Source organism: Coleofasciculus sp. H7-1 (assembly GCF_057473865.1).
The window spans coordinates 187,238-201,581 of sequence record NZ_JBYCCT010000010.1 but is presented as its reverse complement, the minus strand read 5'-3'; the positions used below and the strand labels follow the sequence as shown (position 1 = coordinate 201,581).

Below are 14,344 nucleotides of genomic sequence, written 5' to 3'. Positions count from 1 at the left end.
GTCTTCTACTTATGCAAAGTTAAGCGTTTCGATAGATTACATAGTTGATTAATTCTTTCAAGAATCGTCGGTCGTGGACGGAGCATACCCATTGTTCTTCTGGTCGTATTGGAGTTTCTGGCTGAAGAAAATCTAGGCTCTCAAAAATTTCTGCGGCTCTGTTGGAGAGCGATCGCGCTACTTTCCAACCGTGTTCGATGCTACCGCAACACTCCATTTTCTCGATAATAAAGGCGAGTTGATCGGTTGTTTTTTTCTCTCTGGGTAAAGCGAGAATTTCTAATATCTTCTCAGATTCTTTGCCACTATTTGCCAAGACATGATTCAGCATTAATGTGCGCTTGCCTTCGTAAATATCTCCGCCAATCTCTTTACCATAAGCTTCAAGTTGACCTTGTAAATTCAACAAATCGTCTTGGATCTGAAAGGCAATTCCTAAAATCATACCAAATCGAGTTAGACCTGCCAAATGTTCAACCATATCCTTAACATTTGCTGATGGATGTCCGACGATAAAACCAATTCGACAGGGAGTAATAAACGAATACCAGCACGTCTTTTTGACGCACATTTTAAAGTAATCTTGATCGGTTAGGTGGGAAGCATTAGTGGCAACCCAATCTAATTCCATCGCTTGTCCTTCGACAGATTGCTGTGCCATAAACTCGATTTCATGCAGAACATTAAGAGCTTTAGAAACTCCGATAACGGACAAGTTTTCTAGTAACAAACCCACCGCCAACACGTTCGTAGCATCGCCTACATTAATGGCACGAGGAATTCCTATCAGTTGGTGTAAAGTGCCCTTACCCCGTCGAGATTCAGAACCATCTTCGATATCATCGTGAATCAAAAAAGCGTTGTGATAAAGTTCTAGAGCAGATGCCGACGTTAAGGCAGAATGTCCCATCCCTCCTACTGCTCTAGCAATACTAATACACATGGTTGGGCGCAGCATTTTGCCGACTCGAAAGGGGTAATCTGTTAACAAGTCGTATAAGGGTTTATAGGCACCTGATAGGTAACTTTTAGTTTCAACAAATTCTTGGATTTTTTCAATTACAACTAAGCGGGATTTGTGTACTGCTTCATTGATAATTTTTTTGTCATACATCAATTCCTCTTGGGCAATCTTGGGAATTTTCTCAATCTTATGGTTTTGTATGGTTTCTTCATTTAACAAGTTTGTAGCAATGTCATTACGTAAGGCGAAAGCCAACATCCCATCAGAAGCTAATGGCACTGAGTTAACAGTTTGGAACGCTGCGAGTGTGGTTGAGGAATTTCCATTATCTCCCTGTTTTCCTCTCTCAGTGCCCTCTTTCCTCCCATTCCCATTTGGGCTTATCTTAGTCCCATTCTCCTCAAAAGCTGCTCTAGAAGCAGGCATCAACTGCTGGCAAGCTATCGATTGGTTTTTAATACCGTTGCCTAAATTAAATTCTACAGAGAGTATTGATTGGTTGTCTGCTTGTTCCTTTGGTATCGCCGTGACGATTTTAATAACTTGCTGCTGTGAGAGTTTTTTGGTTTGACTTACGATGTCGTGGCTAGGGCTGTTTATTAACGAAGCCAAGAAACAAAAACATACCGCAAATAAGAAAATTGCCAGCATTAAATTTCTCTATGAATCAAAACATTCAAGCTATTGGATACCAACCGAGTCAGATTTTTTTAGCTGTCATTGAAAACAGGTTTAGGTGGGGTTATTGACAAGATCAAGCTTATTTTTTTCTACAAGTTATTTCAATCCCCACCCAAGCGAGCTTTTGAGACGGTTGTCATTCTGTCAGGGTTACAGGGCGATCGCTTTGAGATAAACACCCAGGCGAACTAACACATCAAGATTGCCGCTATAGGCACCGAAAAAGCCTATAATTTCGTAACCTTGAGGTGCTTCAAAAGAGAAAGGTTCAACTTCCTTTTGGCTATTTCCTCCGCCAAATACCTGTGATTTAACTTGTTTATGGGTTTGAAACTGTAAGCTGACAATATCTTGTTGTGGATAACTAGGGGCTTGTTTCCCCCAGGTTCCTAAAATTCCTGTCAAATAATCTCCCGCTTCTAGGCTAAATTCGCCAAGTTGACCACCCGATCCACCATATGCTATTGACTCGTATGTCTCAGGTGGATTGGTTGCCAGATTTTCATATTGAACTTGAATCTTGTCGATAGCCCAAGCAGCATGAATACGCACAGTTTTAATTCTCGATTTAGGCGTTTCTTTTTTTGGTCGGATGTCAAAATTCGTTGCATTGATAAAGCTGCCTTTTGGTCCTTGTGTTAGGAAGGACACTGATGCTGGCGAAGTTTCTTCTGGAACGGGAACAAGTTCCCATTGCTGATTCGGCGTACCGTGAGTACCGTTGACTGGGTACATAACAATGGGGGTCAAAGGCTCCGGAATACTTCCTAGGATATCTAGTACGAAGTCATTAAGCTTACTTTTGATCAACCCATCCTCAGTAATTGTCCATTGCTGATTGGGCGTACCGTTAGCACCGTTTACTGGGTACATAATCAGGGGGGTAAAAGGGTCTCTTTTGCTTGCTGGAATATCCAGTACTAAGCCGTTGAGCTTACTTTTAATTAATCCATCCTTAGTAATTTGCCATTGCTGATTCGGCTCTCCATAAGTACCCTTAGCTGGGTAAACCACTAGGTTGGTTTTAGGTTCCGGGTTGTTACCTGCAACATCCAGCACGAAGCCATTGAGCTTACTTCTGATCAGAAAGTAGCCACTTTTAGACTGCTCTTGAACAGTACCCTGTGAAATCATTTTTGCTCCTTTGATAATTAAGTCAACATTTGATATACGGACAGCCTCAGAGTCCATGTCCATATTCATGGCTGCGTAGATTTGCCGCGTTAGCTTTTCTACCCGTGGCGCTTGAGAGCCTCTATTGCCACTGGGGGTATTTCCCCATAGGTGTAGGCATTTTGGCGATCGCGAAGCACCAAGAGCAGGACGACATCGCCTGTAGGGATGCTCTTGGCAACTCGCACCATCCCTGAGCGAGTCAGTGGTAGCCAACTTCCTGCCTGGGTGAGGTACCCCAACTCGACTATGTAATCTCGGTTCTCTGCTGGTAGGTTAATCAGCAAATATTGGTTTGGGATTTTACAGTCGAACTGTTGTAGGCTGTGGGGGATGTGGCTCTCTGGGTCTGGGATGTCAGTGACATCATACAGCCGCAACATCAGTTTTTGTCCCCCTTGTTGCTGGAGGGCTTCGATTTCCCTTGGGGCAATTTCCCAATAAGCGTAGGCGTTTTTGCCGTCATAAGGCACCAAGAACAGGCGGCTGTGGGATGGGACTGGTGAGTGATGTTCGCTTGTGTACCAAGATGGGGTGGTTGTCGCTACCACGGCGGTGTCTGTGGCTTGGGTGAGCTGAGTTGTGCCCCCATAGCTGCTGTTTTCTAGGGTGAGGATATTGCCTGTGGGTGCGCTCTTGGCAACTTGCACTGTCCCGGAGCGAGTCAGCGGTAGCCAACTTCCTACTTGGGTGAGGTACCCCAACTCGGTTATATAATCCCGATTCTCGGCTGGTAGGGTAAGGAGCAAATAATCCTGTTGAACTTGACAGCCGAACTGCTGTAGGCTTGGGAGGTTGTAGCGTTCTAGGTCTGGGATGTCGGTGACATCATACAGCCGCAACACGAGCTTTTGTCCCCCTCGGCGCTGGAGTTCCTCGATTTGGTCTGGGGCAATTTTCCAATAAGCGTAGGCGTTTTTGCCGTCATAAGGCACTAAGAATAGGATGCTATGGGCAGGCGTTGGGGTGGCGGCAGATGTTGCTGGTATAGTGGCAGCAACAGTAGTGTCTGCTATGGAGGCGATCGCTACTCGTCGATCTTTTAGTAACCACCAGAGGAACCCTCCTAATATTGGAATCCCCAGTAGCCAAAGCCACCACCAGGATAATCCCCCTTCTAAAGTTGCAGTTTCTGCACCACTACTAGCAGCGTTTAACAGTGCTGTGTTGCTATAAGCACTCGCGCTTGGTGCAGTAGCAGTTTCTGCACTACTATTGGCAGTGTCTATCTGTGCTGTGTTGCTAGCAACAGTCACGCTTGATGCAGTAGTTGTAGCAGCGATCGCTCCTTTTACGATCTGCTGATTGGATGGATCGGTAGCGTAGCCCAAAAATGCTAAAACTGCGGGGTTGGGATTTGGCTTTTTGTAGATGTAAGACAGGGGTTGTGAAAAAGGATACTTGGGATTATCGGGTAAGACTCCATGCATGGGGACGATTCGCACATCCTTCCGCTTCAGCACTTGGTCGGCGATCGCATAAGTAATACTGTTTTTCTCTAGTTGCTTAATGACTTCTGCTGTACTACCCTTGGGGATCTGCTTGGCTTTTGCTCCTGTCTTAAAGGGAGCGGTTTGGAACACCTTGTAGCTTTGAAACGCCCGCCGAGTATCGCTACCGTCCGGGCGGTCGATCAGCTGAATTAACCCAGGGGCACCTCCAACCTGAGACCAATTGGTAATTTCACCTCGAAAAATCCGAGCAAATTGCTCAAAGCTCAAGCTTCCTTTAAAAGGATTATCAGGTCTAACTATCAGCGCAATCTTTTGTCTGTTTAAGGGAACTTGCACCAGTCCTTGAGCTTTTTCTTGCTTAGTCAGAGGACGACCGATGGCAGCTAGATCGATTTTTCCATCCAGCAGGGAAGCGATCGCGCGATCGCTTCCCCCCGCTTCGATTTCCACTTTCGTACCAGGAAACTGTTTCTCAAAACGCTGTTTTAGGGCTTTGTTAGCTTTTTCCATGCTGCTCGATCCATCGATCCGCACTGTTGTGCCACGGGGTACAGATGTGGGCAATTGGAAAGAGAGTGGGGCAGATTGAGCCAGCACAGGATTGAGAATAAGGGCTGCTTCTAGAAACTTTGGTGTGACAGCAGCGAGGGCAAGGAACATTGTAATAGAGACGATGGAAGTTTCTTTTTTATGTAAATTTACCATCATAAATTGCCTCGATTAAATTATTTTTTTTTGCTGGGCGGCTTGCTGAGTGTAAAATAATCATTATTTAAACTTAAAATCCTTTCTCTAAATATCTAATACGAAGCGATCGCTCCTTCTTTTTATCAACATTTAGTAGACCATCTTAATTATTTGTAGCTTGGTTAGAGTGCGAACGTTACCCATCAAAATTAAGTCAATCTTTCGTTACAACAAATCAATATACATAAAATTTTATAATTATCTCTACATACTTTGTTCATTGCTAAGTTAATTTACATTAGTACCTTTGCCTGGATAAATAAATCTATTCAAAGGTTCCGGATTGTTGCCTGCCATATTCAGCACGAGGCTACTCTTAAAATGCATTTTATCGGAAAATAGCTCCGACTCGACCACCTTATAATGGGACTAGGTACAATCGTTTTTCCTCTGAGAATAAGTTTTTTAGATTCTTTTAGATAATACTCTTAACATATTATTATGTTATAGTAAAGTCTTTTTAGTAATAAACCTTCAAGTTTATGGTGGATAAATGCGTCAAATGTATGTAAATTAGGACATAAAAATAATAGGTACAGAAAGTAGGAAAAGTAGGAAAGTACAACTCAACTAGATGGTTAATCTAAAAAGGATAGATATTGTAAAATATGATACTTCATCAAGTCAACGTTTCATGTAGTATGCCAAGGGCAGAAGAATGAGCAAATATATTGCGATCGCTACCTTTGGCTCTTTGGGAGATTTATATCCCTACGTAGCGATCGCCAAAGAGTTGCGAACCAGGGGATATCGTGTTGTTCTTGCTGCCAGCAGCCCACTGTATAGCTATATCATCGAATCAGAAGGAATTGAGTTTCTTGCCGTCAGACCAAGCGGAGCAATCAATCTCGAACAAGATGGAGAGTTTATCGGGTTGCTCTCATACTCCCAGCAGTCTCTGGACTACGGTATCAGCTACCTAATCGCGCCTCATTTGCGGGCAACCTACCACGACTTAATCGCAGCAGTAGGGGAAGCGGATTTAGTGATAACGCATCATCTGGCTTTTGCAGCAACTGTTGCGGCTGAAAAAACTGGGACTCCTAGAGTATCGACTGTTCTCTCCCCTGCCTCGTTGATGTCTGTTTACGATGCTCCCAGCCTTGCTCTAGCGACATCAGCTTACGAACGTGCCATGACATTGGTTGCCAACGATGCTATGTATCGATCTTTCCGGTGGCAGGCACGCTATTGGAGCGCAGCAGTGCGGCATCTGCGAGCTGAACTCGGTTTACCACCGAGTGGAGATCCCTTTTTTGAAGGTCAGCATTCACCGGATTTGGTACTTGGTCTATTCTCCCAGCTTCTGGCAAAACCGCAACCCGATTGGCCTCCCCAAACGAAGATTACCGGGTTTCCTTTATATAACTACCAACAGCAGCAAGGTTTGTCTCCCGAACTGGAGAAGTTTTTGCAAGCGGGACCGCCCCCAATTGTATTCACTTTAGGCTCTCTAGTAGTGTGGACGCAAGGGAACTTTTATTTAGAGGGAGCTATTGCCGCCCACCAGTTAGGCTACCGAGCAATCTTGCTGATGGGAAATGCGGCGGATAATATTCCCCCAAACTATCTGCCTGAAGAAGCGATCGCAGTTGACTACGCCCCCCACTCAGCACTCTTTCCCCGTGCGGCGGCAATTGTCCACCACGGCGGTGTCGGCACAACCGCGCAGGCGCTGCGTTCTGGTCGTCCCATGCTAGTAGTTCCCTGCGCTTACGATCAGCCGGATAATGCCGCCCGTTTGGTGCGGTTGGGGGTAGCGCGAACCATCGACCGTCAGCATTGTACCGCTGACCGGATCGCCGCCGAACTCAAACATCTGCTGTTTGACCCCACTTATGCAGCTCGTGCGGCAGAAGTCGGTCGTTTGGTACAGGCGGAAGATGGTACCAAAGCCGCTGGCGATGCAATCGAAGCGTATTTAGACAACGAAACCTCAAGCCGTAGGAAGTAGGCTGTTGACTTTTGGCGCTTCAGTATGCGTGGAGAAAGGTTTTAACTTTATTGGTTGAAGACTTGTAGTCACACTCTTTCCCCACAGGAGCGATCGCTCCTAACTGGATGTAGCATTGGAAGTAATCAAGTTAATCAAAAGCCAAATTACCCCTACCGTAAGTAACACTATCAGTATCAGAACCAATGACCCAGTCTTCAATTGTGGGTAAGCAGAGGCTTCACGAACTTTTTTCACCGCTAGTGACACTCCTCCTCGGTTATCTGGGAGAATATCGTCGCCAATGAAAAAGTTAACGTTCGCATCTGATGTCAGGGTAAATGATGTATTTTGAGCCAAAGCTAGCGCCTGTTCGGCTGTTGAATATTTACCACTACTGGGAATATTGATGGTAAATTCACTTGACATTATGTTATATTCATTCACCCACCCCGTGATGCAGTTTTCTCCTTTTTCGTCGCATCCAGTAGTAAAATTCCAAAGACTCCATGCATCATATCTTCCCCCTTCTGATGTACCGACGACTCTTACTTCATAGGTTCCTGCTGTTAAGAACTGGACGACTGAATTTTCTTTGTTGTTGGTTGTTGCATCTATGTTAATTACAGTCACGGAATCAGCCCCTAATGATAAGCTTTGAGAGGTAACTTGATTGAGCATAAGTTTTTTTTCCGGTTGTCTTTGTCTTCTTTTAGACCCAGTTTTCTAACTTAGCCAAGGTCAACTTTTGCGGTTGGCAATTAAATTCTATTGGAATGATTAAATCTTGCTGGCTTAATTTAAACTTGTCAATAGGGAAAAGGGATAAAACTCGATAAAATTAATTTTATACTGTAAACTTTTGTTAAATAATAATTATTGTTATGTTGGTAAAATTACAGCTACATCTATAAAGATTGCAAGTATTTTGAGGCTGCCTCTATGACAACCAATTTAGATAACTATTTCACCCCAACTAACGAACAAATTGCCCAAACTAAACAAGCAATTGAGGCATACTTCCTCAAATGGTATTTTCACCCAGACAAACGAGAAGGCGCTGGACCCTACTACCAGATTCACGAACCAGGAGAGCCGATTCGCGGTACGGTGATGATCTTCCACGGCTTTGCTGCCAAACCAACCCAAATGTGGGTATTGGCAGACTACCTGTATCGTAACGGCTTCAACATCTACCAGGTTCCCCTAACCGGGCATTGTTTCGTGCCAGCCGATAATTACTGGGCGCAAATTGACCTCAAGCCGGAATTTCGCGACCCGATCCGCGAACAAATGGCGCGAGATCCAGTTATCCATAGTTTCCTCTCTAATATTGTTGCTAAGGATAGCCCCTCGCAGTTGCAGCGACCAACCGTTCGCCAAATGGGGTCTTTAATTGCTCGCATCGGTCTACGTTTTCCCCGTCTGGTGGATATGACATTAGCAATTGAACGGCGCAATGACCGAGAGTTTCAGCGCTATTTCACCTCCTCCCACATGGAGTACCTCAATGACGCTAAACAGCGTTTGGCAGAGCTGGAGGCGATGCCGGGACCAATTTATACAGTAGGGTTGTCAGTAGGAGGTGCGGTTGCTTTGGCTCTAGCCGCAGCTCAACCCAACCGAGTCAAGAAGGTTGTTTCCTACGCTCCCTTGCTGGAAGTTGGCGATGAAATGCGAGAGCGGTATATAAATTTGGCAGGACCGCTAGATGTCAGAGAATTCTCCTGGGAGCAAGGTGTGAGCTTCCCTGTAGGCTGCTTGACAGCAGCTAACTACTTTGGTGGTTTTGTCCGCAGTCAGCAGAACTTGCAAAACTTAAAGAACATTCCCACCTTTTTTGTGCTGACAGAAAACGATGACGCTACGGATAACAAGGTTATCCAGCAATTCTTTAACTCTATGGGTGGTGATGCCAAGGGTCATCGCTGCTATCTCTATCCTGAGAGCGACTTAGTGCCTCACCCGATGGTAAACCCTTTTGACGTCAGCCAGGGAATGGTTAATCGCTTTTGGAAGAGTCTTTACCAGGAAACTTTTCGCTTTCTCGCTAGTGGCGCGATCGATTGCGGTAATATGAGCAACATAGAGGAAGCGGCTGACGTACCTTCAGTTCCAAATTATTTCTGATTCGACGAGGTGCGAGAATTCCTGAATCGCGCTCTACATCAATGGCAACTTTCTAGCTGGTGACGTTCTGCTCAGGGAAGCGATCGCGCTTGCGGCTGTAGCAATTTACCAAATTACTGCTACACATCACTTCCTCTCAATCGATTTTAGATTTTACATTGGCTCCACCCACAACAGGATGGAGCTTGAGGACTTTAAATTTGGGATTTTATATTTGTGTCGCTTTAAAAATTCTTTAAAGTGCTAGGATTATAATCCTACTACTTCTTGACAAAAATTTAATAAATTTTTCCACACAAAATTCTATTAACCTACTTTTCCTACTGGTTTAAAAATTATACTTTAGCCGTCTTGTTGTTAATATGGCTTGAAGGAATAATTTTTGGTTTAGCTCAAGGCATCATAGCGTTACGGAGGGAACAGGATGCAATAAGCAGATATCTGAAAATCAGTATGTGTTTATAGTTATTCTTTTTCTGTCACATTGTAAAAATAAGTAAATTTTATATTTGCTATGTACGGGTATCAAAAAATGTAAAGTTAAGTAAAAATTAAAATTAAGTAAATTTTCCTAAATTTATCAAAAAATTTATAGTATTTATATGCATCAACTTCAGCAGAGCAAATCTATCCCAAGTGAGATATCCTTAATCCATTGAGCAACTAAAGCTTTACAAGTAATACCTACCCCCAGCCAGAAGGCTACAATGGGGGAAGTTCGCAAACAATATTCCCAGCTTGGAACCTATTGGAAAAGAACTTTTGTAAAGCCAAATCGGATTAAACAGATAATCAACCTTTATCAGGATCATAAATATGACAAAGACCACCACACTTATCAAAGAAGTATTTAAGCTGGCGATGATCAAGCTACTCAACACGTCAGTAGGAAAACAAAAAGCTCAGAAAAAGACAGAAAAACAACAATCCTCGTTGCATAAAGCTGTAGGTCAGTTGGTATTCGCCGACAATAATAAGCCTTTGCATAACATAGAAGTAGAGCTGTGGGATCGAGATATCGGCAAGCCGGATGACTACTTGGGAAAAGGAATTACCGACAAAGATGGTAAGTTTGAGATTTACTACGATCCAGAAAATGCTGGTTCCACTGCTGGTTTCAAAGATGTTCCCGATTTGGAATTAAGACTTATAGAAATACGCTCTGGTTTCAACGCTAATAACGAGCTGGTTCTTTCCAGAAAGGTAGCTTACATAATTAAAGGGCAAGACAACGTTACGCAGCAAGTGTACGACTTTGGCACCTGTACAGTTCCCTACTGGGTTTATAAGCCATCTTCGCCATTTCCACGGGTGTTATTCACGGAGCTAGAAGGTAGTCCTGATGAGGATGCTATCGGTCGCAAACTCAAAGGATACGAAGCAGCAAATGTTTTTACACCTATAAAAGTAAAGCAACTTTTAGAAAACACTCTGAACCCAAATAAGCCATCCCTAGCAGAACTTCAAACTGTTTATCCACCTAACTTAACACTACAGCTAGAACAAAAAAATCCCGGCTACACCAGAAGCGATGAATACTTCGGATTGCGGGTTTTGAATGGCATGAATCCCTGCCTGCTCAAGCGCAATAAAAATAATCCCAATCAATATAAAATGACTTTCAATTGGGATGCATACGAAAAAGATAAAGTTCACGACCTCAACAACGTAGAAGCAATTTTTGAGGTGAAAGATGGCAAAATGCTCCCTACTGCCATCACTGTCCAAAGCCGATATCCCGATTCTTTCGCTCCTTTTTCTCCACTAAAAGAGTCAGTAACTTATACTCCAAACGACGGGGAAAAGTGGCTCCAGGCTAAGCGAATTTTCCGAACAAATTACTTATTCGCTGCGGAGTTAATAGAGCATTATATAAAAGGTCATTTGCAGATGGAGCAATATACTATTGCTGCCTTCCGCAATTTGAGAAAAAATCCTGTACGCTTGATGCTGATTCCCCATGTCAAGAGCGTGATCAACATCAATCAGCGAGCTGACACGGTTCTGGTATCAGAGATAGGCTACGTCACCAGCGCCGGACCTTTAACCAACAATTCCATTAATCAGATATGCCATGAAGTGATGTCGAAGCTGGACTGGAAGGGTTGGAAACCTCGTCAGCCATTAACAGATTCACACACCTATGCTAAGGTTGCCAATCTCTATTGGAACATTTTAACCGAGTATACTGATGTTTTCTTTGAGAAACATTACGATGAAATCGTCAAAGAATGGGTAGAGATTCGCTGTTTATCTGATGACATAGTAGAACACAGCGTTGCTTATGAACCTGCTAAAGAAAACAACCCAAAAGCAGGTACCGATGACTACGAATGGTACGATGTCAACGAACTGGACAAACCAGCTCTTCCCAGGTACAAAGTTAATGGAGTCTTAAAAGCTGTCAGACCCATTACTCAATCCGACCAGCCGAACGTCGTTGATATTGAAAACTTGAAGCAGTTCTGCCGTTATGTGATTTTCCACCTCACTCTATGGCACTCATGGGTCAACGATGGTCAAGCTGACGATGGAGGAGAAATTGCTTATAGCTCGCTGGGAATGCGTAATGGCAGCTTTGGTAGTGAGGACGATCCAGCGATCGCTCCCCCTATATCTGAAGCGATTGAACTGCTTTACCTAGCTAACGTATTAACCGCAACTAAGTATGGATATATCCTCAAGAATGAAGACGGAGATATTCCAGAAGAATTGAGAACAATTTTGTTGGGTCACAGGAAAGACTTTGCAGAACTTGGTTATGATGCCAATAACATCAGGTCGCTGATCAACATTTAAGGATTGTGGCTCAATACTTTTCGGTTAATATCTGTCGTTGCAGGAAAGGGGAGAATTTAACTCCCCTTTCCCTATTCCCTATAAGTAATTCTGTCGGTGGGTTAGGCGGCTCGCTCCGAGAAGTATTGGCTCAAGGCTAAATAGTAGCGATCGCCACTGTTCCGGTAGGAGGCGATCAAATTGTGCATCCCGATTGCTCTGAGAAAATTGATGCTCCTGGCGTTTCCAAACCCAGTCATCAGCACCGTTGGAAATAAACATATCGCTACGCAATGCTGGTTTTCCCGCATCCCTGGGGACTTATTTGTAATAATCATTCATGTTAAGTCACCAGCACCTTTTCCAGAAGCTCTGGACTAGTGATGAGAATATTTGGTTGAGAAAATATCCAAAATAAAGTTACATCACCATAAGTTTCGCTGTATTTAAGAAGACATTCATACAGTGGTTCATTCAGGAAATCAGGAACATTGCAGAATGGAAATACCGGGTTTGGATCTGGTATATATTTATACTGATTGACTTTCTTGGCATGGAAAATTTTAAAAACCATAGATTTATGAGAATTGAAAAATAAACTCAGTCTATTTTGACGGCAGTAGATAATCCAATATTTTGCAGTAAGAAAATGATTTTGTGGCTTAATTCTTGAAAGACTATTTACTTTTATCTTCGGTTATGTCTGGCGACAATGCAACCAAAGCGCTCTTTATCCTAGAGGTAGGCAGATTGGAGTTTCTGCACCAGCTACCACTGTTGGTTTTCTAATTAGAAGATATAGGCAGCACCCATCTAACATAAAGGGTGGGCAATGCCCACCCCCAAAAAAGGTTTAGCTACAGCTTGTCTATCTTATCTGTAGGATCTCAGATTTGGATTTTCGTTCACTGCTATTGGCCTTGCAACTGGTGATTGGGCTTCCACTAATTGACCAAACAATTGGGCGCTGTTTAGCTGATTTTCAAAGGTGATGAACTGATTAACAATCTGACCGTTTTGGAGAAATCCTAAAATATATAGAACGTACTGCTTCCCATTAATCATTACACTCTCTTGGGATTGTACGTTGGCAATTGCGATGACATCTGGACACGGCGGAGCATATCCGGGGGTCACAGGACAAACGCCATTAACACCCTCATTCTGTGTTTCATTGTGGCTGAACAGGAAGTTAAACTCTACATTCGTCCCATTAATATTCAGGGTTAACTTCAAATTAGCCGAACGGATGCTGTATCCGGAAATTGGGTAATTGTAATGCGTAAATGCCCCTAAGGCAAAGTAAGAGCCATTAAAGGGTAAATACGTAGTACCTGAACTATCGAAGCGGTAACCACTTTGGAAACCTTGTGTATTGTAGGGGATACCCCAACTAATTTGGTTTGTGCCAACACCATTTAGGTAACTAAAACCAGATGCTTCTTCAACAACACTTGACCAAATACCAGAAGTGGTTAGGGTTATTACTAATGATGCCATTTGTTGAATGACACCAGCTTGTCCCGGCACCACAGTGGGGCCTTGTCCGGGGATGTAGCCACCGGGTTGTCCTTGGATTACAGTGGGGCCTTGTCCGGGGATGTAGCCACCGGGTTGTCCTTGGATTACGGTAGGGCCTTGTCCGGGGATGTAGCCACCAGCTTGTCCCGGCACCACAGTGGGACCTTGACCTTGTCCGGGGATGTAGCCGCCTGGTTGTCCTTGGATTACGGTAGGACCTTGTCCGGGGATGTAGCCACCGGGTTGTCCTTGGATTACGGTGGGACCTTGTCCGGGGATGTAGCCGCCTGGTTGTCCGGGGATGTAGCCGCCTGGTTGTCCGGGGATGTAGCCACCGGGTTGTCCGGGGATGTAGCCGCCTGGTTGTCCTTGGATTACGGTGGGACCTTGTCCGGGGATGTAGCCGCCTGGTTGTCCGGGGATTACGGTAGGGCCTTGTCCGGGGATGTAGCCGCCTGGTTGTCCGGGGATTACGGTGGGGCCTTGTCCGGGGATGTAGCCGCCTGGTTGTCCAGGGATGAAGCCACCTGGTTGTCCAGGGATGAAACCACCGGGTTGTCCGGGGATGTAGCCGCCTGGTTGTCCGGGGATTACAGTGGGGCCTTGTCCGGGGATGTAGCCGCCTGGTTGTCCAGGGATGAAGCCACCTGGTTGTCCAGGGATGAAACCACCGGGTTGTCCGGGGATGTAGCCGCCTGGTTGTCCTTGGATTACAGTGGGGCCTTGTCCGGGGATGTAGCCGCCTGGTTGTCCTTGGATCACGATTGAGCCTTGTCCGGGGATGAAACCACCTGGTTGTCCGGGGATGAAACCACCTGGTTGTCCAGGGATGAAACCACCGGGTTGTCCAGGGATGTAGCCACCTGGTTGTCCAGGGATGAAACCACCTGGTTGTCCTTGGATCACGATTGAGCCTTGTCCGGGGATGTAGCCACCGGGTTGTCCGGGGATGTAGCCACCGGG

General features: G+C 44.7%; 10 protein-coding genes. 3 read left to right on the top strand and 7 right to left on the bottom strand.

The genetic code is table 11. From position 1 onward, the window contains the following. Positions 1-19 precede the first annotated feature (19 nt). From AC2VDX_RS02835 to AC2VDX_RS02825, 3 genes are all read right to left on the bottom strand, one after another. On the bottom strand, positions 20-1,615 hold the full coding sequence (locus tag AC2VDX_RS02835) for a polyprenyl synthetase family protein (RefSeq protein WP_378172735.1): 1,596 nt from the start codon (positions 1,613-1,615) through the stop codon (positions 20-22). Between the two features lie 180 nt (positions 1,616-1,795). Beyond that, positions 1,796-2,848, bottom strand: a complete 1,053-nt coding sequence (locus tag AC2VDX_RS02830; protein WP_378172738.1) for an RICIN domain-containing protein — start codon at positions 2,846-2,848, stop codon at positions 1,796-1,798. 29 nt (positions 2,849-2,877) lie between these two features. Further along, on the bottom strand, positions 2,878-4,980 hold the full coding sequence (locus AC2VDX_RS02825; protein ID WP_378172740.1) for a DUF4912 domain-containing protein: 2,103 nt from the start codon (positions 4,978-4,980) through the stop codon (positions 2,878-2,880). A gap of 697 nt (positions 4,981-5,677) precedes the next feature. Here AC2VDX_RS02825 and AC2VDX_RS02820 point away from each other — a divergent pair. After that, the gene (locus tag AC2VDX_RS02820; RefSeq protein ID WP_378172743.1) at positions 5,678-6,973 is read left to right on the top strand and encodes a glycosyltransferase; all 1,296 of its coding nucleotides are present in this window, start codon (positions 5,678-5,680) and stop codon (positions 6,971-6,973) included. Between the two features lie 99 nt (positions 6,974-7,072). Here AC2VDX_RS02820 and AC2VDX_RS02815 read toward each other — a convergent pair whose 3' ends face one another. Continuing rightward, positions 7,073-7,585: a hypothetical protein gene (locus AC2VDX_RS02815; protein WP_486928090.1), complete on the bottom strand. Its 513-nt coding sequence runs from the start codon at positions 7,583-7,585 to the stop codon at positions 7,073-7,075. Between the two features lie 309 nt (positions 7,586-7,894). On the opposite strand from AC2VDX_RS02815, the gene AC2VDX_RS02810 reads away from it, so the two are divergent. Continuing rightward, positions 7,895-9,082 carry an alpha/beta fold hydrolase gene (locus AC2VDX_RS02810; RefSeq protein WP_378172748.1) on the top strand — a complete coding sequence of 396 codons (1,188 nt, stop codon included), beginning with the start codon at positions 7,895-7,897 and terminating at the stop codon, positions 9,080-9,082. An 816-nt stretch (positions 9,083-9,898) separates the two neighbouring features. Next, the gene (locus AC2VDX_RS02805; protein ID WP_378172751.1) at positions 9,899-11,881 is read left to right on the top strand and encodes a lipoxygenase family protein; all 1,983 of its coding nucleotides are present in this window, start codon (positions 9,899-9,901) and stop codon (positions 11,879-11,881) included. Positions 11,882-11,959: 78 nt separating this feature from the next. Here the strand turns inward: AC2VDX_RS02805 and AC2VDX_RS02800 are convergent, their stop codons facing one another. The 3 genes from AC2VDX_RS02800 to AC2VDX_RS02790 all read right to left on the bottom strand — a co-directional run. Beyond that, positions 11,960-12,142, bottom strand: coding sequence for a hypothetical protein (locus tag AC2VDX_RS02800; protein ID WP_378172754.1), 183 nt, complete (start codon positions 12,140-12,142; stop codon positions 11,960-11,962). A 61-nt stretch (positions 12,143-12,203) separates the two neighbouring features. After that, a complete protein-coding gene (locus AC2VDX_RS02795) occupies positions 12,204-12,434 on the bottom strand; it encodes a hypothetical protein (RefSeq protein ID WP_378172756.1) in 231 nt (76 codons plus the stop codon). A 299-nt stretch (positions 12,435-12,733) separates the two neighbouring features. Beyond that, positions 12,734-14,344 (bottom strand): THxN family PEP-CTERM protein (locus AC2VDX_RS02790; RefSeq protein ID WP_486928089.1); only part of this gene is annotated, 1,611 nt, incomplete at its 5' end.